Annotated in this window: 22 protein-coding genes; 12 read left to right on the top strand and 10 right to left on the bottom strand. The window is 71.7% G+C overall.

All coding sequences use genetic code 11. The features are described 5' to 3' along the window. Window positions 1-45: 45 nt before the first annotated feature. Window positions 46-681 (bottom strand): GTP cyclohydrolase II, encoded by a 636-nt coding sequence (locus OG371_RS42490; protein WP_329062620.1) that lies wholly within the window; start codon window positions 679-681, stop codon window positions 46-48. 101 nt (window positions 682-782) lie between these two features. Between OG371_RS42490 and OG371_RS42495 the strand changes: the two genes are divergently transcribed. Then, window positions 783-1256, top strand: coding sequence for a MarR family winged helix-turn-helix transcriptional regulator (locus OG371_RS42495; protein ID WP_329062622.1), 474 nt, complete (start codon window positions 783-785; stop codon window positions 1254-1256). A 26-nt stretch (window positions 1257-1282) separates the two neighbouring features. Here the strand turns inward: OG371_RS42495 and OG371_RS42500 are convergent, their stop codons facing one another. The 3 genes from OG371_RS42500 to OG371_RS42510 all read right to left on the bottom strand — a co-directional run bounded on the left by OG371_RS42500 (window position 1283) and on the right by OG371_RS42510 (window position 4978). Further along, window positions 1283-2032 carry an FHA domain-containing protein gene (locus OG371_RS42500; protein ID WP_329062624.1) on the bottom strand — a complete coding sequence of 250 codons (750 nt, stop codon included), beginning with the start codon at window positions 2030-2032 and terminating at the stop codon, window positions 1283-1285. Between the two features lie 313 nt (window positions 2033-2345). Further along, window positions 2346-3137 carry an FHA domain-containing protein gene (locus OG371_RS42505; RefSeq protein ID WP_329073408.1) on the bottom strand — a complete coding sequence of 264 codons (792 nt, stop codon included), beginning with the start codon at window positions 3135-3137 and terminating at the stop codon, window positions 2346-2348. A 5-nt stretch (window positions 3138-3142) separates the two neighbouring features. After that, window positions 3143-4978, bottom strand: coding sequence for a serine/threonine-protein kinase (locus OG371_RS42510; RefSeq protein ID WP_329062626.1), 1836 nt, complete (start codon window positions 4976-4978; stop codon window positions 3143-3145). Between the two features lie 286 nt (window positions 4979-5264). Between OG371_RS42510 and OG371_RS42515 the strand changes: the two genes are divergently transcribed. The 4 genes from OG371_RS42515 (at window position 5265) to OG371_RS42530 (ending at window position 8841) form a co-directional block, all read left to right on the top strand. Beyond that, window positions 5265-5534, top strand: coding sequence for a DUF3040 domain-containing protein (locus OG371_RS42515; protein ID WP_329062628.1), 270 nt, complete (start codon window positions 5265-5267; stop codon window positions 5532-5534). A 51-nt stretch (window positions 5535-5585) separates the two neighbouring features. Further along, complete coding sequence (locus tag OG371_RS42520) at window positions 5586-6614, top strand: DNA polymerase IV (RefSeq protein ID WP_329062630.1); 1029 nt, start codon at window positions 5586-5588, stop codon at window positions 6612-6614. A gap of 382 nt (window positions 6615-6996) precedes the next feature. Further along, entirely contained in the window at window positions 6997-8502 is a 1506-nt protein-coding gene (gene ahcY, locus OG371_RS42525; RefSeq protein ID WP_329062632.1) for an adenosylhomocysteinase, read from the top strand. Window positions 8503-8685: 183 nt separating this feature from the next. Beyond that, on the top strand, window positions 8686-8841 hold the full coding sequence (locus OG371_RS42530; RefSeq protein WP_329062634.1) for a hypothetical protein: 156 nt from the start codon (window positions 8686-8688) through the stop codon (window positions 8839-8841). Between the two features lie 239 nt (window positions 8842-9080). On the opposite strand, the gene OG371_RS42535 is transcribed toward OG371_RS42530, so the two are convergent. Together OG371_RS42535 and ku are read right to left on the bottom strand one after the other, a co-directional pair. Next, a complete protein-coding gene (locus OG371_RS42535) occupies window positions 9081-9293 on the bottom strand; it encodes a hypothetical protein (protein WP_329073409.1) in 213 nt (70 codons plus the stop codon). A gap of 162 nt (window positions 9294-9455) precedes the next feature. After that, a complete protein-coding gene (gene ku, locus OG371_RS42540; RefSeq protein WP_329062636.1) occupies window positions 9456-10346 on the bottom strand; it encodes a non-homologous end joining protein Ku in 891 nt (296 codons plus the stop codon). A gap of 205 nt (window positions 10347-10551) precedes the next feature. Between ku and OG371_RS42545 the strand changes: the two genes are divergently transcribed. The 3 genes from OG371_RS42545 to OG371_RS42555 all read left to right on the top strand — a co-directional run bounded on the left by OG371_RS42545 (window position 10552) and on the right by OG371_RS42555 (window position 15061). After that, window positions 10552-11196, top strand: coding sequence for a TetR/AcrR family transcriptional regulator (locus tag OG371_RS42545; protein ID WP_329062638.1), 645 nt, complete (start codon window positions 10552-10554; stop codon window positions 11194-11196). Window positions 11197-11294: 98 nt separating this feature from the next. After that, on the top strand, window positions 11295-13028 hold the full coding sequence (locus OG371_RS42550; RefSeq protein WP_329062640.1) for an ABC transporter ATP-binding protein: 1734 nt from the start codon (window positions 11295-11297) through the stop codon (window positions 13026-13028). Beyond that, window positions 13028-15061: an ABC transporter ATP-binding protein gene (locus OG371_RS42555; RefSeq protein WP_442876045.1), complete on the top strand. Its 2034-nt coding sequence runs from the start codon at window positions 13028-13030 to the stop codon at window positions 15059-15061. Before OG371_RS42550 ends, OG371_RS42555 begins: the two co-directional genes overlap by 1 nt. A 69-nt stretch (window positions 15062-15130) precedes the next feature. On the opposite strand, the gene OG371_RS42560 is transcribed toward OG371_RS42555, so the two are convergent. After that, window positions 15131-16879 (bottom strand): pyruvate dehydrogenase, encoded by a 1749-nt coding sequence (locus OG371_RS42560; RefSeq protein ID WP_329062642.1) that lies wholly within the window; start codon window positions 16877-16879, stop codon window positions 15131-15133. A gap of 127 nt (window positions 16880-17006) precedes the next feature. Here OG371_RS42560 and OG371_RS42565 point away from each other — a divergent pair, with 127 nt between their 5' ends. The 3 genes from OG371_RS42565 to OG371_RS42575 all read left to right on the top strand — a co-directional run bounded on the left by OG371_RS42565 (window position 17007) and on the right by OG371_RS42575 (window position 19594). Beyond that, window positions 17007-17762 carry an SRPBCC family protein gene (locus tag OG371_RS42565; RefSeq protein ID WP_329062645.1) on the top strand — a complete coding sequence of 252 codons (756 nt, stop codon included), beginning with the start codon at window positions 17007-17009 and terminating at the stop codon, window positions 17760-17762. A gap of 49 nt (window positions 17763-17811) precedes the next feature. Further along, the gene (locus OG371_RS42570; protein WP_329062647.1) at window positions 17812-18846 is read left to right on the top strand and encodes a DNA polymerase ligase N-terminal domain-containing protein; all 1035 of its coding nucleotides are present in this window, start codon (window positions 17812-17814) and stop codon (window positions 18844-18846) included. A 70-nt stretch (window positions 18847-18916) separates the two neighbouring features. Beyond that, entirely contained in the window at window positions 18917-19594 is a 678-nt protein-coding gene (locus OG371_RS42575) for a TetR/AcrR family transcriptional regulator (RefSeq protein WP_329062649.1), read from the top strand. A 13-nt stretch (window positions 19595-19607) separates the two neighbouring features. On the opposite strand, the gene OG371_RS42580 is transcribed toward OG371_RS42575, so the two are convergent. The 3 genes from OG371_RS42580 to OG371_RS42590 all read right to left on the bottom strand — a co-directional run bounded on the left by OG371_RS42580 (window position 19608) and on the right by OG371_RS42590 (window position 22336). Next, window positions 19608-21362 (bottom strand): CocE/NonD family hydrolase, encoded by a 1755-nt coding sequence (locus OG371_RS42580; protein ID WP_329062651.1) that lies wholly within the window; start codon window positions 21360-21362, stop codon window positions 19608-19610. Between the two features lie 126 nt (window positions 21363-21488). Further along, entirely contained in the window at window positions 21489-21872 is a 384-nt protein-coding gene (locus tag OG371_RS42585) for an SPW repeat domain-containing protein (RefSeq protein ID WP_329062654.1), read from the bottom strand. A gap of 110 nt (window positions 21873-21982) precedes the next feature. Beyond that, window positions 21983-22336: an STAS domain-containing protein gene (locus OG371_RS42590; protein WP_329062656.1), complete on the bottom strand. Its 354-nt coding sequence runs from the start codon at window positions 22334-22336 to the stop codon at window positions 21983-21985. 310 nt (window positions 22337-22646) lie between these two features. Between OG371_RS42590 and OG371_RS42595 the strand changes: the two genes are divergently transcribed. Then, complete coding sequence (locus OG371_RS42595; RefSeq protein ID WP_329062658.1) at window positions 22647-23402, top strand: helix-turn-helix transcriptional regulator; 756 nt, start codon at window positions 22647-22649, stop codon at window positions 23400-23402. The last annotated feature ends 94 nt before the right edge of the window (window positions 23403-23496 follow it).

The raw sequence follows: 23496 nt of genomic DNA on the forward strand, positions 1-23496 counted from the left end.
GAGTGTTTAGGACGGTTAGAACCGTCCTAAACACTCACGAGTCCTTCAGCTGGCGATATGCCCCAACCCAGCAGGCAGCGTCAAACTGTGCCCCGTGTGTTCCACCTTCGCCCGCAAATACCGCACATTCGTCTCCGTCGCGAACACCCCAGTACGCACACGCTCGCGCACATCAACCCCACCAGCAGTCAGCTGCGCCGCCTTGTCCGGGTTGTTCGACAGCAGGTCCACTCGCGCGACGCCCAGCGCCTGCAGCATCTGTGCGGCAGCGGTGTAGTCGCGGGCGTCCTCGGGGAGGCCGAGTGCCGCGTTGGCCGCGTAGGTGTCGAGGCCGTCGTCCTGGAGGGCGTACGCGTCGAGCTTGTTGTACAGGCCGATGCCGCGGCCCTCTTGGCGCAGGTACAGCAGATAACCACCCGCCTCGGCGATCCGGGCGACCGACTCGCCCAGTTGCGGGCCGCAGTCGCAGCGGGCGGAGCCGAAGACGTCGCCGGTCAGGCACTCGGAGTGCATCCGGACCAGGGGCACCGGGCCGGGTTCGCCGAGCACGAACGCGAGGTGCTCGAGCCCGTCGGAGAGGCCGCGGAACGTGACCGCCTCCGCCTCGACGGCCAGGCCGCCATCGAACCGCAGCGGGATCCGCACCCGCGTACGCACCTCCGCCGCCGCCACCGTGGTCATCGACCAGCTCCGTTCACCCCTGGTGGTTCAAATTCGAACCAAGCCCCGATCGACCCTACAACATGGTTCAAATTGGAACAACCTGCGTTACCCTTGGTGCCATGGCCGAACCACGATGGCTCACCGAGCGCCAGCTGCAGACCTGGCAGGCCTTCCTGGCGGTGAGCTCGCAGCTCAACCGGCGCGTCGAACAGCAGCTGCGGGACGACGCGGGTCTTTCGCACCCACAGTACGAAGTTCTGGCCCGCCTCGCCGCTGCCGGCGGCGCGCTGCGGATGACCGACCTCGCGGGCGCGGCGCTGACCTCGAAGAGCGGCCTGAGCTATCAGGTCGGCCAGCTCGAAAAGGCGGGGCTGGTCGGCCGCCGCTCGTGCGAGTCCGACGACCGGGGCGTGATCGCCTTCCTCACCGAACACGGCTGGTCCGAGCTGCGGGCCGCCGCCGCGGGCCACGCCGGGCTGGTCGGCGAACTGCTCGTCGACGCGCTGAGCCCGGACCAGTTCGCCGCCTTCAGCACGGCGCTCGAAACCCTCGCGACGCACCTGAACCAGGGATCGCGGAAAACGCCGGTGTGACGCTCCCCTCACGACGCCGCGGGAGGTCAGTGCCCCGTCGTCGCCTGGGTCCAATCGACACCGCCGTCACCCGAAGACCCGCTCAGCAACGCCAGATCCGGCGGCACCAGCACCGCCGCGTCGAGCAGGGCTTCGAGCAGCGGCCCGTCCCCCGCGCCCGGGTGGAAGCGGGCGCGCACCTGCTCCACAACCACCCCCACCGCCGCCGCACTCCACGCGCCCGCCGGGTCCAGGCGCAGCAGCTGGTCGGCCGCGCGCAGCAGCGGCAACGGTCGCGGCCGAGCCTCCCAGCGCAGGAAACTCTGCCCCAGCACGGCGAAAGCGAGCCGTTCGCGCGCCCGCAGCACCCCTCCGGCTGCGGGCGGCGCGACCGGGTTCCCGTCGGCGACGCGGACCTCCAGCACGTGCTCGCGCCCCCGAGAGCCATGCACGTACAGCGGCAGGTAACCCGGCGGCAACGGCACGGGGTCGGCGCCGGTGAACAACAACCGCGACTCCGGCAGCCGCAGCGGGACCTTGCCCGTGGCCCGCACCCACCAGCGGTCGCGGTCGTGCTCGAGCACCCCGTGGCGACGGCTCACGCGCCGGTCGTCCTCCCCCACCGGCACTGAAACCTCGGCCGTGTTGCGCCCGAACGTCACCGGCCCCGCCCCCGGCGGCACCAGCACTCCCCCGGCCGGCCCGAGCACCACCAGCGTCCCGGCCGGCGACGGGAACCCGCGCACCAGACTCGGGTGCCCGGCGGGCAGCGTGCGCACGACCTCACTTGCGGCCACGCCCTACCCCCAACCCGATCCCCGCGCGCCGGACAGCCCCACCGCACGCCGCGAGGCTAACCGGCACCCCCGGGACCCCTCCCGGACCGGCGAACGCCGCTCAGTTACCGGGCGGCTACGGGGAAAGCGCCCCAATGTGGCGTTCGGTGCGCCCAACGCACCCAATGTGGCGGTCGGTGCGTGGAATCAGGACTGGGCGCCGAGCGCCTCCGTTGAGGGTGGTGGTGGGGCAGGGCTGGAGCAACCAACGCCACATTGGGGCGGAACCACCGGAGGCCGGTCGAGCAGCAGAAGCGGAGCGAGCGAGCGCGGCTCAGGCGTCCCCGGCCACGTCGAGCAACGCCAAGTCCGGCGGCACCAACGAAGTAGACAGCAGCAGCTCTTTCACCAGGTTGTCGTTGAGCGAGTTTCCCACTGGCTCCCCGACTTCCTCCCGCGTCAGGCCCGCAACCCCAGCCCGCGCCAGCCTCGCGCGCACAGCCACCACCAGGTGCTCCACCCGCTTCGAAGTCCAGCCGGCCGACGGGTCGAGTTCGGCGAGTTGCTCGGCGACCTGGCGCCACGCCATCGGCTGCGGATACGGCTGCTGCAGCAGGTACCGCTGCGCCAGCGACACCAGCGCCAGCCGCTCTTCCGGGCTCAGCCGCCACATCCGCGGGGGCTCGGTGACGTCCTGGGGCCGCGACTCCGGCCGTCGCCCGTCGGCGCCCGCGACGTACAGCTCCAGCAGGTGCTCGCGGTCGGACGAGCCGCGGACGAACACCGCGGTGTAGCCCTCGGGCAGCGGCACCGGCTCCTCCTCGGGGAAGAGCAGGCGCGAGCCGGGCAGCCGGATCGGCAGGCGGCCGGTGTTGTGCATCCACCACGCGTCGCCGCGGCAGAGCAGGAAACCCTGGTGGCGGCTGACTTTCCGGTCGTCCTCGCCGACGCACACGTGCACGTCCTCGCGGTTGCGTCCGAAAAGGACCTTCCGGCCGTCACGCGGCGGCATCCGGACGCCGCCGGTCACGGCGAGCGCGAAAACCGTGCCGGGGGCCGCTGCCGGGACCCCGTAGGCGAGGCTGCCGTGGTCGGCGCCCAGCGGCTCGGCGCCCTTGGCGCGCATGGCGGTCACGGCTTCGGCAGCTTCGCGACGACGTCGCCGGCCAGCGCGGTGGCGGGCGTGCAGAGCCGGTCCGACGGCGGGTCCCCGTGCACCACGACCTTGATCTGCTCGACGGCCGCCTCCCCCGTGGCGTCGGTGTACTGCCGGTACACCAGCAGCGCCTGGCAGGTCTTCGGGGCGAAGTCGTCGGTCTTGGTGTAGACGTCCCGCCCGGCCACGCGCACCAGCTGCCCGGTGTCCGGCCCCGGCGGCTGGTCCCGGTCGAAGATCACGGTGACCGCGCGGGTGGTCGCGTCGCTGTCCCAGTCGCAGCCCCAATTGCCGAACCCGGGCTGCACCCGCACCGGCGCGGTGACCTCCGCGGTGCCCGAAAGCGCGGTCTGGTCCAGCAGCGTGCACGCGTTGAGCTGGGCCAGCGAACCCGACGGGTACGGCGTCGTGCGCGCCGGCACGCCCCCGGCGGCGAGCACCTTCGTGGCCGAGGCGACGGCGATGTCGGCCGCCTTGCAGACGTCGAGGTTGTCGCCCTGGTCGTCGCTGACGTCGATGCGCACCAGGTACTGGTCCTGCAGCTGCACCAGCCGGGTGCAGTCGCCGTCCTGCGCCGGGTCGCCGAACACCGCGAACGGGCCCGAGCGGGTGCGCTGCCCGGCGGGCGCGCCGCCGTCGCCGGGCGGGTCCAGCAGCTCGAGCTTGACGTCGGCCTGCCGGTCCTGCCCGTCGCTGCTCTGGCCGCGCTGGATGATGACGTCGCAGCGGTCGAAGTTGCCGTAGTCCGGGTCGGCCGCGGCGTCGCCGAACGGCTTCAGCGGAGCCGCGTCGACAAGGCGGCACGGGTCGGCTTCCTCCGGGTTCGCGCCGATGCCCAGCACCGCCGGCTTCACCGGGACCGCGGACGGGCCCTGCGCGGCCGGCTGGTCCGGGGTGCGCACGAACACCAGGAACGCGGCGACCACCACCACGACGGCGGCCAGCACGGCCCCGCTGACCATGAGCCGGCGACGGCGCGCGCTGTGCCGGGGCCGGTGCGGCGGCGCGGGCGGAAGTCCTTCGAGCCCGCCGGCCAGCAGGTCCCGGGCCGCGGCGGCGGTGGGCCGCTCGGCGGGCGCGAACCGCATCAGCTCGGTCAGTGCCGGGGCCAGGCCGCCGGCGTTGCGGGGCTCCGGGATCGGGCCCTCGGCGGCCTGCCGGATGGTCGCGTACTCATTGCCCCCGCCGAACGGGGGCGAGCCCTCGACCGCGGAGAACAGCGTGGCGCCCAAGGAAAAGACGTCGGAGGCGGGGGTCGGCGGGTGCCCCTGCGCGACCTCCGGCGCGAGGTAGCCGGGGGTGCCGCCGATCAGCGGCGAGTCGGTGATCGTCTCGTCGGCGCGGACCGAGCGCGAGATGCCGAAGTCGGTGAGCTTGGCCAGACCCTGCTCGGTGATCAACACGTTGCCGGGCTTGACATCGCGGTGCACGATGCCGCGGTCGTGCACCGCCGCGAGCGCGTCGGCGAGCTGCACGCCGATCTCGGCCACGGTGCGCACCGGCAAGGCGCCTTCGGCCGCGAGGATCTCGGCGAGGCTGCGCGAGGGCACGTACTCCATCACGATCCACAGCTCGTCGCCCTCGGCGACCACGTCGTAGAAGGTGACCACGTTCGGGTGCTGCAGCCCGGCGGCGAGCCGGGCCTCGCGGCGCAGCGTGCGGCCACTCACCGCATCGGACAGGCGTGCCTGCTTCAGCGCCACCACCCGGTCGAGGCGCTCGTCCCGCGCCCGCCAGACCACGCCCATGCCCCCGGTGCCCACCCGGCCCAGCAGCCGATAACGCTCGGCGATCAGCTGGTCACCCTGCACCGACGCTCCCCTCGGCGTGGCCCGACCTTGTGACGTGACTCGCAGTAACGATACTGCATCCCCCTGTGTAACGACACCCGCCCGGACCGGTCGTCACTGCCGGGTCGCCCGACCGGCCGATCAAGTGTCCACAGTGCACGGCCACCGGGCCCGGACGGCCACCGGGCCGCAGTATAGGCCGTTATACGCCTTGCGGCGGCCGGGTGAATCGCCCGTGGGGCGGTTGGCGGAGCGCGGCGCGGGGTACCTGGCCGACGTGCCGGCAGGCCGGGCGAAGGAGACTTCCATGCTCAGTCACCATGATCGCAGCGAGCTGGAGAAGATCGAGCGCTGGTTCGAAGCCAGCGACCCGGAGCTGGTCGCCGCGCTGCGGGAGGGACGGCCCGCCCGGGGCCGCGGGCTGGTCACCGTGCTGCTGGTCTCGCTCGACGTGGCCGCGATCGCCCTGCTCGTCGCCGGCCTCGCGACCACCAGCCCCGCGCTCACCCTCTGTGCCCTGCTCGCCGCGGCGGGCGGGGTGACCGGGCACCTCGTCCGGCGGCACCACCGGCTCTGACGCCGCCGCTCCGGCAGGCGCGAACGAGCCCGCGGCGCGCACACTGGGGGCGTGTCCGCCACGGCCTGGGTCCTGCACGTCGATCTCGACCAGTTCATCGCCGCGGTCGAGGTCGCCCGGCACCCGGAGCTGTGCGGCCGTCCCGTCGTGGTGGGCGGCAACGGCGATCCGGCCGAGCGCGCGGTGGTGGCCACCGCGTCGTACGAGGCCCGCGAGTTCGGGGTGCGGTCCGGCCTGCCGCTGCGGCTGGCCGCGAAACGCTGTCCCGAAGCGGTTTTCCTGCCCAGCGACCCGCCCGCGTACCAGGAGGTCTCGGACCGGGTGATGGCGCGGCTGCGCGAGTTCCCGGTGGTGGTCGAGGTGCTCGGCTGGGACGAGGCGTTCCTCGGCGTGACCACGGACGACCCGGAGGGACTCGCGGCCGAGGTCCGCCACGGCGTCGCCGAGGCGACCGGGCTGTCCTGCTCGGTCGGCATCGGCGACAACAAGCTTCGCGCCAAGCTCGCCACCGGGTTCGCCAAGCCGGCCGGGATCTTCCGCCTGACGCAGGAGAACTGGTGGGACGTGATGGCCGCGCGGCCGCCCGACGCGCTGTGGGGCATCGGCCGCAAGACGGCGAAGAAACTCGAAGAGGCGGGCTGGACGACGGTGCTGGAGCTGGCCGGGGCCGCCCCGGCCGACCTCGCCGCGCGGTTCGGCCCCCGGCTCGGCCCGTGGTACCGGCTGCTCGCGGGCGGGATCGGCGACGCCGAGGTCACCGCCACGCCGTACGTCGCCCGCTCGCGCGGCCGCGAGACGACCTTCCAGCAGGACCTGACCGACGCGGGCGCGATCGCCGAGCAGGTCGGCGTGCTGGCCGGCCGCGTCGCCGAGGACGTCGCGGCCGAGGGGCGCCCGGCGGCGCGCGTCGAGGTGAAGGTGCGCTTCGCCCCGTTCCTCACGCACACCCACAGCGTCACGCTGCCCGAGCCAACGTCGGACGCCGGCGCGATCGGGCGGGCCGCGAACGAGGTGCTCGGCCGGTTCGAGCTGACCCGGCCGGTGCGGCTGCTGGGCGTGCGGGCCGAGTTCCCGCGGTGACGCGCGGTGCGGCTCATCGCCGTTCGCGACGTGAGATCGGCCCGCCCACGCCGTGACCCGGCTGCCCGCTTGACAGCGCCGCGGGGCCCTTGCCAGAGTGGGATTCGGGAACCATTGCGCCGTCCCGCGGCGCGTTCCGGGCCGAGAGGCGCTGCGACGGGGTCGAGGACTCCGCCACGCTCGGCCCGCGATCACCGAGAGAAGGGCGCCTCCTGCGAAGGAGGCGCTTTTTTGTCGTCCACCAAGGAAATCCCCGCGCCGGACGCCGTCCGCGCCTCCTGAAACCCGGGCCCGCCCGCGGTGTCACCTCTGGTGCCGCCGCGCTCCGTCGCGCCCGGAAACCCTTGTGCCCCTGTGATTACCGAGGAAGTGAGCAGCAGAGATGAGTCCCACCCTGCGGAACCTCAACGGCGTCGAGTTCGCCGTGGCCGACCTGGCGCTGGCCGAAGCGGGCCGCACCCAGCTGCGGCTGGCCGAGCACGAGATGCCGGGCCTGATGGCGATCCGGCGCGAGTTCGCCGAAGCGCAGCCGCTCAAGGGCGCACGCATCGCCGGCTCGCTGCACATGACCGTGCAGACCGCCGTGCTGATCGAAACCCTGGTCGCGCTCGGCGCCGACGTGCGCTGGGTGTCCTGCAACATCTTCTCCACGCAGGACGAGGCCGCGGCCGCCGTGGTGGTCGGCCCCGGCGGCACGCCCGAGCGGCCCGAGGGCACACCCGTGTTCGCGTGGAAGGGCGAAACCCTCGACGAGTACTGGTGGTGCACCGACCTGCTCTTCCGGTTCGCCGGCGGCCAGTCCCCCAACATGCTCCTGGACGACGGCGGTGACGCCACCCTGCTCGTCCACAAGGGAGCGCAGTTCGAGGCGGCCGGCGTGGTGCCGCAGCCGGCCGCGGACGACCCGGACGAGTACGCGATCGTCCTGCGCACGCTCGCGGAGAGCCTCGCGCAGGACCCCAAGCGGTTCACCCGCATCGCGGCCGAGGTCCGCGGCGTCACCGAGGAGACCACCAACGGCGTCAAGCGGCTCTACAAGCTCGCCACCGACGGCGAGCTGCTGTTCCCGGCGCTGAACGTCAACGACTCGGTGACGAAGTCCAAGTTCGACAACAAGTACGGCATCCGGCACTCCCTCGTGGACGGCCTGAACCGCGCCACGGACGTGATGATCGGCGGCAAGCTCGCCGTGGTCTGCGGCTACGGCGACGTCGGCAAGGGCGCCGTCGAGGCGCTGCGCGGGCAGGGCGCGCGCGTGGTGGTCACGGAGATCGACCCGATCTGCGCACTCCAGGCCGCGATGGAGGGCCTCGACGTGGTCGAGCTGGACGACGTCGTCGAGCGCGGCGACATCTTCCTCACCACCACGGGCAACTTCGGCATCATCTCCGCCGCCCAGATGGCGCGCATGAAGCACAACGCGATCGTCGCGAACGTCGGGCACTTCGACAACGAGATCGACATGGCCGGGCTCGCGAAGACGCCGGGCATCACCAAGATCGAGATCAAGCCGCAGGTGCACGAGTGGCGCTTCGCCGCTGCTGCTTTTCCGGGGGGTCCGGGGGTCGCCCCCCGGCGAATCGAGGAGCACTCGATCATCGTGCTCTCCGAGGGACGGCTGATGAACCTCGGCAACGCGACCGGGCACCCGTCGTTCGTCATGTCGAACTCGTTCGCGAACCAGGCGATCGCGCAGATCGAGCTGTTCACCAAGCCGGACCAGTACCCGGTGGCCGTGCACCGCCTGCCCAAGCACCTCGACGAGAAGGTCGCGCGCCTGCACCTGGACGCCCTCGGCGTGCGGCTGACGAAGCTCACCAAGGCCCAGGCCGAGTACGTCGGCGTGGACGTGGAGGGCCCGTACAAACTCGATCACTACCGGTACTGAACCCGCGCCGGTGCCGGGCCCGCGCGGGCCCGGCACTGCGTGTCGGGTACTGGGCCGAATGCGAGCCAGGCAGGTCCGATCGGCCCGTTTCGGGGCGGTGGGGAACGGCCATCCTCCTGGAGTGCGCACTCAAAGCCCGGCAGCCCGCCGGGACCGCGTGACAACAAAAGGAGAGTGCAAACCGTGATCGTTCTCGGGATCATCCTGCTCGTCATCGGCTTCGTGGCCAGTATCCCGGTCCTGTGGACCGTGGGCATCGTCCTCGCCGTGGCCGGGGCCGTGCTGGCCGTGGTCGGCAGCACCGGCCGGCGCATCGGCGGCCGCGCGCACTGGTACTGAGCCCGCATCGGCCCGGAAACCGGCGGAAAGTAAAGGGTCCTCCGGCTCCGAGGGGGAGGGAGAGCCGAAGGACCCCGTTAGTGTTAGCACATCGCCAAGCCGAATGTACACAGCTGCATACACGATCGGGTAAGGATCACCGGCCGCCCGCGTAACCGGCGCCGGACACCGTGAAGGCCTCCTTCACCGCGCGAGACGCGGGCAAGGAGGCCTTCACGGTCACTGGGCCGCAGGAGGGCTCAGGAAGCCTGCCGGAGCACCGTCTCGCGTTCGGCGGGCAGCGTGCACTGGCAGCCGCCGTCGACGGTGTGGCAATCGATGATCAGGCCGTGCCGGACCCGGTCCATGTCCGTGCAGCCGGGGTCGGCGCACTCGGCGAACCCGCCGTCCGGGTGAACGATCAGGGTGCCGTGACAGTGGTCGATGCCGCTGGTGCAGAACGCGCACTCCATGCTCATGCCGCCTTCCGCGCAAATAATGGGGTTCTCGCCGGACGCTTTTCTTGGTACCACCGGCGAGCGCCGGAGTCTGGCATACCGGCGGCGTGTCGCCGTCACCCGGTCCGGTGCCCTGATAAGAGGTGCTCTGGTAACAGAAGGGCGTGCCTCCGGCAGTCAGGCGCTCTTCGGGCGCCGGGAGCGAGCGGCGGGCTTCTTCGCGGCGGTCTTGCCTTTGCCTTCGTCGGCGTCGGAGTCGTCGTCGGAGTCTTTGACCTTCGAGGGCTTACGCGTCTTCTTGGCGGCCGAGACGCTCGCCTCCAGCGCGGCCATCAGGTCGAGCACGTCGGCCTTGGCGCCGACGGCGCCGGGCTTCGCGGTCTCGTTGCCGGCCACCTTCTCCTCGATCATCGCCTCGAGGGTTTCGCGGTAGTGGTCGGAGTACTTCTCGGATTCGAAGACCGGCTCGGCCAGCGAGTCGATCAGCGAGCCGGCCATGGTCAGCTCCTGCGGGCGCACCTGGGGCGGGTCCTCGCGCAGGAACGGGAAGTCCGGCGTGCGCACCTCGTCCGGCCACAGCATCGTGGTCATCACCAGCACGTCGCCGTGCACGCGCAGCAGCGCGAGGCTCTCCCGCTGCCGCACGGCCACCTTGGCGACCGCCACGTGGCTGGCCTTCTGCAGCGCGTCCCGCAGCACCAGGTACGGCTTCACCGCGTTCTTCTGCGGCTCCAGGTAATAGGTCTTGTCGAACTGGATCGGGTCGATCGACTCCAGCGGCACGAACTCGAGCACGTCGATGGTGCGCTGGGTGGACAGCGGCAGCGCGGCGAGGTCGGCGTCGGTGAGCACCACCATCTCGCCGTCGGGCAGCTCGTAGCCCTTGGCGATCTCGGCGTAGGGCACTTCCTCGCCGTCGACCGTGCAGAACCGCTTGTACTGGATCCGCCCGCCGTCGGCCTCGTGCACCTGGCGCAGCGAGACGTTCTTGTTCTCGGTCGCCGCGTACAGCTGGATCGGGATGCTCACCAAGCCGAACGAGACCGAGCCCTTCCACATCGCCCGCATGCCGCGCACCTCCGCCGTTGGCCGGAACGTACTCACGCTCGGTAACAACCGTAGCCCGGATCTCCCGGTCACGACAGTCGCGCGAGTACCGACCGGACGCAACCCCGCGCCGCGACGACCGGATCCCGGTCCAGTACCGTGTCCGAAAAGTTGCGTGCCGCGCAGATTTTTGCGTGCCACGCAGTATTTTGCTAACCTAGCGCGCATGTCCCCCGAAGCGGCCCCGGTCATGGGCCTGCGCGAGCGCAAGAAGCGCGCCGCGCGCAAAGCGCTCGCGAGCACGGCCCTGCGCCTGGCCATGGAGCATGGCATGGACCAGCTGCGGGTCGAGGACATCGCGAACGAGGTAGGGGTGTCGCCGCGCACCTTCAACAACTACTTCTCGAGCAAGGAGCAGGCGGTCTGCTCGTTCATCGTCGAGCGGCAGGAGCGGGTCCGCGACGCGCTGCTGGCCCGCCCGGCCGGCGAGCCGATCTGGGACGCCATCATCAACTCCGCCGTCGACCAGGCCGCGCGGGAGCCGCAGCCGCACCGCGAGGACGTGCACCGGGTCCGCGACATGATGCACAACCACGGGCTGTTCGGCGAGATGCTGCGCGCGCACGCGGACGCCGAGCGCCTGCTGGCCGACGCTCTGGCCGAGCGCGCGGGCGAGGGCGCAAACCCGTTGCACGCGCGCATGCTGGCGGGGATCGTACAGAGCGCGTCCCGGATCGCCTTCCAGACCTGGCTCCAGAACACCGACGACCGGTCGTTCCTGCCGGTGTTCGCGGAGCTCCTGCGCGAGGCCGCGGCCGGGATGCCCGGACTGACCACGACGGCCGCCGAGGCCACCGCGGCGGCGTCGTAGCGGGGACGCCCGCGCCGGACAGCCGACTCACGCAACACCTTGACCGAAACACCAGAGTCACCGAACTGGACAACCACCACCTGGGGGAGAACACGCCCGTGCTAATCCGTCTGCTGCGCACTCATCTGCGCCCCTACCAAGCCACCCTGTGGCTGATCGTCCTGCTGCAGCTGGTGCAGACCATCGCCGCGCTGTACCTGCCGACGCTGAACGCCGACATCGTCGACAACGGCCTCATCAAGGGCGACACCGGCTACATCATGCGGATCGGCGGCGTGATGCTGCTGATCACGCTGGTGCAGATCGCCGGCTCGGTCGGCGCCGTGTACTTCGGCGCGCGCACCGCGATGGCGCTCGGCCGCGACGTCCGCGCGTCGGTGTTCCACCGGGTGCAGGACTTCTCCGCGCGCGAGGTCGGCCACTTCGGCACGCCGTCGCTGATCACCCGAACCACCAACGACGTCCAGCAGGTCCAGATGCTGGTGCTGATGACGCTGACGCTGATGGTGTCCGCGCCGATCATGTGCGTCGGCGGGATCGTGCTGGCGCTGAACCAGGACGTGCCGCTCTCCAGCCTGCTGCTGGTGGCCGTGCCGGTGCTGGCCATCGCGGTCAGCGTCATCATCGCCCGGATGCGCCCGGCGTTCCGGCTGATGCAGGTGCGCATCGACAAGATCAACCAGGTGATGCGCGAGCAGATCATGGGCATCCGGGTGATCCGCGCGTTCGTCCGCGACCAGCACGAGCGCGAGCGCTTCGGCCGCGCGAACGACGAGCTGCTCACCGTCTCGCTGCGGGTCGGCCGGCTGATGGCGCTGATGTTCCCGACCGTGATGCTGGTGGTGAACGTCTCGAGTGTCGCCGTGCTGTGGTTCGGCGGGCACCGCATCGAGAGCGGCGAGATGCAGATCGGCGCGCTGACCGCGTTCCTGGCCTACCTGCTGCAGATCCTGATGTCGATCATGATGGCCACCTTCATGTTCATGATGGTGCCGCGCGCCGAGGTCAGCGCCGAGCGGATCAGCGAGGTGCTGGACACCGAGTCCAGCGTCGTGCTGCCGCTCAAGCCCGTCTCCCCCGGTGCCGTGCACGGCCACCTGGAGCTCAGCGGCGTGGAGTTCCGCTACCCCGGCGCGGAGAAGCCGGTGCTGCAGGACATCTCGCTGCTGGCCCGGCCCGGCGAGACCACCGCGGTGATCGGCAGCACCGGCAGCGGCAAGACCACGCTGCTCAACCTGATCCCCCGGCTGATGGACGCCACCGAGGGCACCGTGCGCGTGGACGGCGTCGACGTGCGCGAGCTCGACCCGGGGGTGCTCGCGTCGGCGGTCGGCATGGTGCCGCAGAAGCCGTACCTGTTCGCCGGGACGGTGGCGAGCAACCTCCGCTACGGCAAGCCGGACGCCACCGAGGAAGAGCTGTGGCACGCGCTGGAAGTGGCGCAGGGCAAGGACTTCGTCGAGCAGATGCCCGACGGGCTCGACTCGCCGATCGCCCAGGGCGGCACGAACGTCTCCGGTGGCCAGCGCCAGCGCCTGGCCATCGCGCGGATGCTGGTGCACAAGCCGGGCATCTACCTGTTCGACGACTCGTTCAGCGCGCTCGACTACGCCACCGACGCGGCCCTGCGCCGCGCGCTGGCCGACGAAACCCGTGAGGCGACGGTGGTCATCGTCGCGCAGCGGGTCAGCACCATCCGGAACGCCGACCGCATCATCGTGGTCGACGCGGGCCGCGTCGTCGGCACCGGAACCCACCACGAACTGATGGACGGCAACGAAACGTACCGGGAGATCGTGCTTTCGCAGCTGACTGAGGCGGAGGCAGCCTGATGAGTACCGAGAATCAACCTGCTGAGGGTGGCGCGCCCGCCGAGGGCGGCGTCGCCACCGAAGTCGGCGAGCGGCCCACCGCGGCGCGCACCGACCGGCCGGGCCAGCCGACCGCGGGACCGGGGCGGTTCATGGCCGCCGGGGCGCCGGCCGAGAAGGCGCTCGACTTCATGGGCTCCATGCGCCGGCTGCTGCGCCTGCTGCAGCCGCAACGCGCGGCGCTGGTCGGGGTGCTGGTGCTCGGCGCGCTGAGCGTCGCGATGACCGTGGTCGGGCCGAAGGTGCTCGCCCAGGCCACCGACCTGATCTTCGCCGGCGTGATCGGCAAAGGCCTGCCCGCGGGCGCCACCAAGGAGGGGGTGATCGCGGGGCTGCGGGCGCAGGGCAACACCACGCTCGCGGACATGTTCACCCGCGTCGACCTGGTGCCCGGCCGCGGCATCGACTTCGGCGCGGTCGGCCAGGTGCTGATGCTCGTGCTGGCGCTGTACGTGGTCGCGTCGTTCTTCGGGCTGATCCAGGCCCGGCTGACCACCCGGCTGGTGCAGAACGCGGTGTACCAGCTGCGCCGCGACGTCGAGGAGAAGTTCGCCCGGCTGCCGTTGCGCTACTTCGACCGCCAGCCGCGCGGCGAGGTGCTCAGCCGCGTCACGAACGACATCGACAACCTGGCGCAGTCGCTGCAGCAGACGCTCTCGCAGATCGTCACCTCGCTGCTCACGGTGATCGGCGTGCTGGTGATGATGTTCCTGATCTCGCCGCTGCTGGGCGTGATCGCGCTGCTGACCGTGCCCGCGTCGGTGTTCGTCGCGGCCAAGGTCGGCAAGCGCGCGCAGCCGCAGTTCATCAAGCAGTGGTCGACGACCGGGCGGCTGAACGCGCACATCGAGGAGATGTACACCGGCCACTCGCTGGTGAAGGTCTTCGGCCGGCGCGCGGAGGCCGAGCAGGTCTTCAAGGAGCACAACGACACGCTGTACAACGCCAGCTTCAAGGCGCAGTTCATCTCCGGCACGATCCAGCCGGCGATGATGTTCATCGGCAACCTGAACTACGTGCTGGTGGCGGTGATCGGCGCGCTGCGCGTCGCGTCCGGCAGCCTCTCCCTCGGCGACGTGCAGGCGTTCATCCAGTACTCGCGGCAGTTCAGCCAGCCGGTCACGCAGATCGCCAGCATGGCGAACCTGCTGCAGTCCGGGGTGGCCTCGGCCGAGCGGGTGTTCGCCCTGCTGGACGCCGAGGAGCAGGAGCCCGAGCCCGCCGAGCCGGCCCGCCCGGACCCGGTGCGCGGCCGGGTCGAGTTCCACGACGTGTCGTTCCGCTACCTGAAGGACACGCCGCTGATCGACGACCTGTCGCTCACCGTGGAGCCCGGCCAGACCGTGGCGATCGTCGGGCCGACCGGCGCCGGCAAGACCACGCTGGTCAACCTGCTCATGCGGTTCTACGAGATCGACGGCGGCCGGATCACCCTCGACGGCGTCGACATCGCGAAGATGAACCGCGAGGAGCTGCGCGACAAGACCGGCATGGTGCTGCAGGACGCCTGGCTGTTCGGCGGCACGATCGCGGAGAACATCGCCTACGGCGCCGACGACGTCACCCACGAGCAGATCGTCGAGGCGGCCAAGGCCACCCACGTCGACCGGTTCGTGCGGACCCTGCCGGACGGCTACGACACGGTGATCGACGACGAGGGCGGCACGGTCAGCGCGGGTGAGAAGCAGCTGATCACGGTGGCGCGGGCGTTCCTGGCGAAGCCGGTGATCCTCATCCTCGACGAGGCCACCAGCTCCGTCGACACCCGCACCGAGGTGCTGATCCAGCGGGCGATGAACACCCTGCGCGCCGGGCGGACCAGCTTCGTCATCGCGCACCGGCTGTCCACCATCCGCGACGCGGACGTCATCCTGGTGATGGAGGCCGGGCACATCGTGGAGCAGGGCGACCACGAGACGCTGCTGCACTCGGGCGGCGCCTACTCCCGGCTGTACGCGGCGCAGTTCGCCGAGGCGATGGCCGAGACCGACTGACGCCTGCCGTCGGCGCAGGGACTCGTGAGTGTTTATGACGGTTCTAACCGGCATAAACACTCACGAGGGTCAGGGCCGCGGGATGTTGCGCAGGTTGGACTTGGCCAGCTGCAGCATCTTCCCCACCCCGCCGCCGAGCACGGTCCGGCTGGCGGCGAGCGCGAAGCCGCGCACCTGCGAGGCGGTGATGTTCGGCGGGATGGACAGCGCGTTCGGGTCGGTCACCACGTCGAGCACCGCGGGGCCGTCGTGGGCGAGGATCTCGCGGATGCCGTCGCGGACGTCGGCGGGCTTCTCGACCCGGCGCGAGTGCAGCCCGGCGGCCTTGGCCAGCGCGGCGAAGTCCACCTGGTCGTGGTCGGTGCCGAAGTCCGGCAGGCCGTCCACGAGCATCTCCAGCTTCACCATGCCGAGCGAGGAGTTGTTGAACACCACGGCTTTCACCGGCAGCGCGTGGGTCTTGAGCGTGAGCAGCTCCCCCAGCAGCATCGCCAGCCCGCCGTCGCCGCACATCGCGACGACCTGGCGGCCGGGGTCGGCGGTCTGCGCGCCGATCGCGTGCGGCAGCGCGTTCGCCATGCTGCCGTGCACGAACGAGCCGATCAGCCGGCGCCGCCCGTTCGGCGTGACGTAGCGGGCGGCCCAGACGTTGCACATCCCGGTGTCCACAGTGAACACCGCGTCCTCGGCCGCCTCCTCGTCGAGGATGTCGGCGACGTACTCCGGGTGCAGCGGGACCTGCTGCGAGACGTCCTTGGTGTAGGCGTCGACGGTGCGCTGCAGGCCGCGCTCGTGCTTGTGCAGCATGACGTTCAGGAAGGAGCGGTCCGGCTTGCGGGTGAGCCGCGGCAGGGCCGCCCGGATCGTCTCGCCGACGTCGCCGAGCACGCCGAACTCCAGCACCGAGCGGCGGCCGATGCGCGCGGCGTCGATGTCCACCTGCACGGTGTTGCGCTGCGGCAGGAAGGTGTCGTACGGGAAGTCGGTGCCGAGCAGCAGGACGAGGTCGGCCTCGTGCATCGCCTCGTAACAGGCGCCGTAGCCGAGCAGCCCGCTCATGCCGACGTCGAACGGGTTGTCGTACTGCACGAACTCCTTGCCCCGCAAGGAATGCCCGACCGGCGCGCCGACCGCGTCGGCGAGCGCGAGCACGTCGGCGTGCGCGTCGCGGCAGCCCGCGCCGGCCATGATCATCACCTTCTCGGCGCGGTTCACCCGCTCCACCAGCCGGTCGACGTCGGCGGCGGCGGGCAGGATGGCCGGCGGGCTGGGCAGCGACCAGCACTCGCCGGTCGGCTGCGCCGCGGACTCGTGCGAGACGTCGCCGGGCAGCACGAGCACAGCGGCGCCGCGGCGGCCCACCGCGTTCTGCACGGCGATGCGCGCCAGGCGCGGCATCTGCTCGGGTGAGCTGACCATCTCGCAGTAGTGCGAGCAGTCGGCGAACAGCCGCTCCGGGTGCGTCTCCTGGAAGAACCCGGTGCCGATCTGCGCCGACGGGATATGCGAAGCGATGGCGAGCACCGGCGCGCCCGAGCGGTGCGCGTCGTAAACCCCTTGCAGCAAATGCAGATTGCCCGGTCCGCAGCTGCCCGCGCACACGGCGAGCGTGCCGGTCAGCTGCGCCTCGGCGGCCGCGGCGAAGGCGCCCGCCTCCTCGTTGCGCACGTGGATCCAGTCGATGCCGCCGCGCGCCGAGCCGCCGGTGCGGCGGACGGCGTCGACCACGGGGTTGAGGCTGTCGCCCACCACCCCGTAGATCCGGCGCACCCCGGATTGGACGAGGACGTCGATGAGCTGCTCGGCGACAGTCGGCATGGTGCTGATCCCCTTCTGGTCGGTCCGCCGCCAGTCTGGCACCGATCACGGGACGCCGCCTCCTCCCTTGACAGGTATTATTGTCAATGGCACGGTGAGGGCTCCGGCAAACAAGGAGGAAGCGGTCATGGCACGCGAGTTCGAGGTGGCCAAGGAGGTCCGGCTCCCGGCGGGGCCGGAGCGGGTGTGGGACGCGGTGGCCACGGGGCCCGGGATCGACTCGTGGTTCATGGGCAAGCACGAGGTGGACGCCGAGGCGCGGAAGATCCGCTTCGCCATGGGCGATTTCGGGAGCGAGGCCGAGATCACCGCGTGGGAGCCGCCGCGCCGGTTCGCCTACCGCAGCGCCCCGGCCGAGGACGGCGGCTTCGACGCCTTCGAGTACCTCATCGAGGCCGCGGACGGCGGCGCCTCCGTGCTGCGCTTCATCCACCACAGCTTCACCAACGGCGACTGGGGCGACGAGTACCACGAGAGTTTCTCCATCGGCTGGGACATGTACCTGCACACCCTCGCCGAATACCTCGCGCACTTCCCCGGCGGCAGCGCGGAGTACGTGCTCGCGGACGGCCCGGCGGCCTCGGCCGACGCCGCCGCCTGGCCCAAGCTGCTCGACGCGCTGGGCCTGCCCGCGGAGCCGGTCCTGGGCCAGCCGGTGCGGTTCACCGTCGACGGCCTCCCGCCGATCGAGGGCGTCCTGGACTACACGACACCGCAGTACGTCGGCATCCGCACGCCGGACGCGCTGCTGCGCTTCCACGGCCGCTGGCCGATGGGGATGACCATCGCCGCGGGCCACCACCTGTTCTCCGGCAGCGTGGACCCGGCGCAGCAGAGCAAGGCGTGGCAGGCATGGCTGGAGCAGGTGCTCGGCACCGGCTGACCGAACCGCTACGCTGGCCGCTCCCGAACGTGGACGGGGGTGCCTGGTGGTGGCCGACGAGCTGGCCGAGTACCGGCGCAGGCGTGGCCGGGAAACTCCTCCCGAGACGCCACCGGGCAAGCCCGTCGAGCAAGGCGGCCGGTTCGTCGTCCACCAACAGCGAACCCCGCAGCTGCACTGGAATCTCCGGCTGGAGCGCGAAGGCGTGCTCGTCTCCTGGACCGTGCCGCGCGGAGTGCCGCGGGCGCCCGACGAGGTCCGGCTCGCGGTGCGGATCGACGACCAGCCACCGGATTACACCGACGACGCCGAGGTCTGGGACCACGGCGATTACCAGGCGCTGCACTGGAACGACCACCGCGTCGAGCTGGTCCTGCACGGCGAACGGCTGCGTGGCCGCTACGCCCTCGTCCACCGTCACGACCCCACCGCCGAGAACGCCTGGAAGCTCACCCGGCTCGACCCGGCCGAGGACGGACACGAGCCCACGCCCCGTTTCCTCGCGCCGATGCCCGCGAAGCCGGGCCCGCTGCCGGACGCGGACGCGGAATGGGCCTACGAATTCGCCTGGTCCGGTCTCCGCACGATCTTGCGCGTGACCGCCGGCCGGGTCACCGCGTTCGACGAAACGGGCGAAGACGTCACCTCCCGCTACCCCGAACTGCGGGGCCTGGGCACTCAGCTCGGCGCGACGGAAGCGTTGCTGGACGGGGAAATCGTCGTGTTCGCCGACGGGGCGCCGGACCCGGAAGGGCTCCGGCGCCGGGCGGCGGCCGAAGGCGGCGAGGCCCGCGGGCTGCGGCACCGGCACCCGGTCTTCTACCTCGTCAGCGACGTGCTGCACCTGGACTTCCGGTCGCTGCTGGCCGCGCCGCACCACGAGCGGCGGGCGCTGCTCGACGGGCTCGGCCTGGCCGGCCCGCACTGGCAGGTGCCGCCCAGCCACCCCGGTGACGGCGCCGCGGTCGCCCGGGCCAGCCGGGACCACGGGCTGGCGGGCATCATCGCGAAACGCCGGGAAAGCCCGTACCGCCCGGGTTCGGCCAACGACGACTGGATCGACGTCCGCCACGAGACGCGCTGACCGGTGGCCTGGCCGACGTGCCGGATAGACTGGATCCGTTTCGCCCCGTTCCGCGCGATGAGGAAAACCTGTGCCGGCTGACCACGAAAACCGCCCTCCGCTGCGCAAGGACGCCGAGCGCAACCGGCAGCGCATCCTGGCCGCGGCCCGGGAAGTGTTCCGCGACCACGGCGTCGCCGCCACCCTCAACGACGTCGCGCACCACGCCGGCGTCGGCGTCGGCACCGTGTACCGGCGCTTCGCCGACAAGGAAGAACTGATCGACGCGCTGTTCGACGACATGGTCGAAAAAGTCGACCGCGCCCTGACCGACGCGCTGGCCGAACCGGACGCCTGGACCGGGCTGAGCACCGCGCTCGAGAAGGTGTGCGAGGACCAGGCGTTCGACCGGGGGCTGCGCGAGGTCATGCTCGGCACCGGCCGCGGCCCGCAACGGCAGCGGCAGGTGCGCGACCGGGTGGACACGGCGGTCGACGTCCTGATCGCCAGGGCCCAGGAGCAGGGCAGGCTGCGGCCGGACGTCGGACCGGCCGATTTCCCGATCCTGCAGCTGATGGTCGGCGCGGTCACCGACCACACCGGAACGCCCGAGCTGTGGCGGCGGTACCTGCGGATCGTGCTCGACGGCCTGCGCGCCCGGCCCGACACGCCGGAGCTGCCGGGCAGCGGCACGGCCCACGCGACCGTGGAATCCGCGCTCGTCGCCAGCAGCACCCACGCGGCCCAGGACCGGAAACGCCGCCGCTAGCGACCGGCGTCAGTCAGGAAGCCGGCCCCCAGTCGACCGGGCTGGTCCGGAACAGGCCCGGCTCGGCCAGCGGCAGGTTCAGCGCGGACGCGTAGACCGGCCCGTGCGCCACGGTGTAGACCCCGCCGTTCAGGCCCGCCAGCTCCTGCGGCGTCGGCACGACCGGGAGGTGGAAGTTCGCCGGCGCCTGGCTGTTCAGCACCAGCCGGATCCGCTCGCCCGGCTCGATCCGGGCGAAGTTCGCCAGCAGCGACAGGTCGTACCGGGTGACCTGGCCAGGCACCACGGGCTGCTGGGCGGCGCGGGTGAACGGGTGCGCCGGCTGGATCAGCGCGCCGTTTCCGCCGTACCAGCTCAGGGCCGGGTCGAGCCGGCGCCGGCTGCCCAGCAGCACGCCGTCGGCCTGCTTGACCACGCTGCCGTCGGCGGCGATGACGTTCAACGTCGCGGTCAGCTGGACTTCGGGCGCGGCGGACGACGCGTACACGGTCACGCCCGACGGCCCGTCCAGCACCGCCGGGCTGGTCAACGGTGCGCTCGAGTAGGTCAGGGTGTTCGCCGAAGTGGCCGGTGCCCAGCTGAGCCTGTCGGTTCCGGCGGCGGGCTTGGCCGCGCTCAGCGTGCCGTCGCCGAGGTAGTAGGTGGCCGCGCTACGGGCCGGTGGCCAGGCGGCCGTGTCGACCCAGCGGCCGGCGGTGTTCTCGAACAGGTGCAACGGCGTCGCGGTGTCGGCCATGCCGGTGCGCTGCCCCTTGAGCCAGGTGTCGAACCATTCGAGCCGGAGGTTCTGCAGAGTGACCCCGTCGACGTTCTCCCCGTGCGTCCAGGGCCCGACGATCGCCTGGTACCGCCCGGTCGTCGGCTCGCCCGCGGTGACCGGTGCGGTCAACGGCCGGTGGAAGTAGGCGTTCTGCGCGGCGACGTAGGCCCCGAGATTGCCGCCGGGGAACAGGTCCCGCCAGCCTGCTTCGGTCAGCGCGGGCACGCCGTTGGCCACGATCGCCGGCATCATCCGCTGGACGTCGAGGTCCTGCCAGTACTGGTTGTCGTAGGACCGCGGCCCGCCGCCGGCCTGCTGCGCGATGGTGACCGACTGCGGGTCGGTGGCCGGGTCGTCCTGCGGCCCGCGGGGCTCGCCGTGGGCGATGCCGGCGACGAACCCGGTCGGGATGCCGCCGTTGGCGGTCAGGTCGCGGTAGAAGTCCGAATCCGTGCAGAACGGGGTGATCGCCTTGAGCGCGGAGCGCGGCCCGACCGCGGCGGCGGTGAACCACTGGTCGACGCCGAGGTAGGAGCAGCCGTCCAGGCCGACCGTGCCGTCGGAGCCGGCCAGGTGCGCGGCCCAGTCGACCAGCTCCGCGCCGTCCTTCCCCTGGCGCTGCCCGAACCACGACACCTGACCGCCGGACGCCCCGGTGCCGCGGACCGCCGAGGCGAGGTAGATGTAGCCGCGCTGCACGAAGTAGTCACCGGCGCTCGCCGGGTCGGAACGCCCGGCGCCGTAAGGGTTCTGGGTCAGCAGGACCGGGAACCGGCCGGCCGCGCGCGCCCCGGTGGCCGGATCCGCCGGGTAGACGACCTCGGCCGAGATCAGCACCCCGTCGTCCATCCGCACCGACACGGTGAGCGGCGCGCTCACGCCGTACGCGGCCGGGTCCGGCTGCCAGGAGCCCGGCGTTCCTGATGCCGCAGACGCGGCCGGGGTGAGGGTCGCGGCGATCAAGCCCAGCGCGGCGCCCAGTGAAACCAGCGTCCTTCGTCTTGCCATGCTGGGGCTCCTTCGCACCGGCCGGCCGGCGGACGCCGGACCACTAAAGCGGATGCACTGTATCCGATTAGTCCGGCGACTGTCGACACACTCGCCCCGTTGACGGCAAAGGACGGCCCAGCGGAGCTACGACTCCCGGCGACGGCGCAGCAGAGCGGCACCGGCCAGCACTACGACCACGCCCGCGATCACGTTGCCCGCCACCGCGCCCGGGGACGGGACCGTCTCGTCGCCGTAGCGAAGAACCAGTGGCGACACGGCCGCCCACAGACCCAGCACCGGCAGGATCCAGGTGAGCGCCTGCGGTCCGGTGTCACGGGTGCGGACGGCGGCCAGCGCGATGATCGCCAGCCCGGCCACGGTGTTGCTGACCGCGAGTTCGGCCGCGCCGCCGAAGCGCGCGACCCACGGCCCGATGATCAGGTAAAGGCCGGCCAGCACGGCCGATCCGGCCGCTCCCCCGGCCCACAGACCGGCCCGGCCGGTCACGGTGCTGCTCCCGGTGGACATCTCGGATCACCTCGAATCCTCGGCTTCCCCTTACCTGGGGGTACCCAAGATCCCAGCCCGTGCCACGTCCGCCGGTCAGCACCACTCGTCCGGCCGACGGTGACGGAAAGTCACGCCCGGGCGAACGCACACGCCTCGGTGAGCCGCGGGCGGACGTCCACGGCCTCGCCCACGCCGGACACGTCGAACGCGCGCAGCACCAGCCGGCCGGTGGCCACGACGGACAGCGCGGGCCGCTCCCGGCTCGTCTCCTCCAGCGCGCGAAGCCCGGCACAGCTGAGGAATCGGACCCGCGAGAGGTCGACCACGAGCTTGTCCCCCACCCCGCAGGCCTGCGCCAGCACCAGCCGGAAATCACCGACCGACGCCGCGTCGATCTCGCCCGCGGCGGTCACCAGCACGAGCGCGTCGTCACGGACGGTGGTCAGGAGGGTGAGGCCGGCGCCCCCACCGGACTGCAACATCCCCACGACGTTACGCGTTCGCCCGGGCCGGTCAACCCCCTCCGGGCCCCGGCGTGGGCGACCTCACCCCGCACCCGCGGTAGCCAGGCGCATACCGTGAGGTCATCAAGGCTGTGCCGGGCCGGGCGTGTCCCTGCGTGCAGTCGTGGTCGCGGAATCGTTGCACGCACGGTCAAGATCCACCGGTGGGCCATTCGAGTGTGGTGTCCACTATGGACAGAATAGCGGTGAATCAGGCTGTCGATGCCCCGGTTTCCCGGCCCGTCCGGCACGATGACGGCCGGCAGTGCGCTCCGGAGCGGAGGACAGCGTGAACAACACCGGCCGTACAGGTGAACCCGCGGTGGCGGACGGGAAACTCGTGGTGCGCGCGGCCGGGCCCGCCGGGATCCAGTTGCTGCTGCGCTGTCCCGTCCCGCGTTCGGTCGCCGAGCCCGGCGCGCGGCTGGCGTTCACCGGCTGCACGCTCCAGCTGCGGCCCGCCGACCGCGGCCAGGTGCTGCTGACCGTCGCCCCGGCGAAGCTTTCCCTCACCCTCGCCGAACTACGGCCGCTGATGCTCCGCCCGGTGGAGGTCGACGCGCCGGTGCGCGCGCTCGTCGCCGGCGCGGTGGCGCACGTGGTGTCCGCCGGGCCGCGGCTGGACCCGGACGGGCTCGCCTGCCATCTGCTGGGGCTGGCCGAACTGGTGCTGCGCACCGCACTCCGGGTGGAGCAGGACCGGGCCGACGCATTGGCCGTCCGCCGTCGCGAGGCGCTCGACTACATGCGCGCGCATCTGCCCGACCCGTCGCTGAACGCCGACCGGGTGGCCGAAGCGCTGTACATCTCGCGCCGCCGGCTCTATCAGCTCTTCGACGACGGGCTCGGGGTCACCGAGCGGATCAAGCGCCTGCGCGTGGACCGGGCGAAGGCGCTGCTCACCGACCCGGACCGGGCGGCACTGGGCATCGCGGAGGTGGCGCGCGAATGCGGGTTCACCAGCGCGGCCCACTTCTCCCGGGCCTTCCGCTCGGCGACGGGGGCGTCGCCGCGGGAGTTCCGGGACGGCGGGCCGGGCCACTGACCGTCCACTTCGGACATGACCGCCGGCGGTGGTGCGAACCCCCAGGCCGCACCACCGCACCGGCGGGGCTGCCCGCCGCCCTCAAGAGCGGGCA

It is taken from the genome of Amycolatopsis sp. NBC_01480, assembly GCF_036227205.1.
Lineage (GTDB): Bacteria > Actinomycetota > Actinomycetes > Mycobacteriales > Pseudonocardiaceae > Amycolatopsis.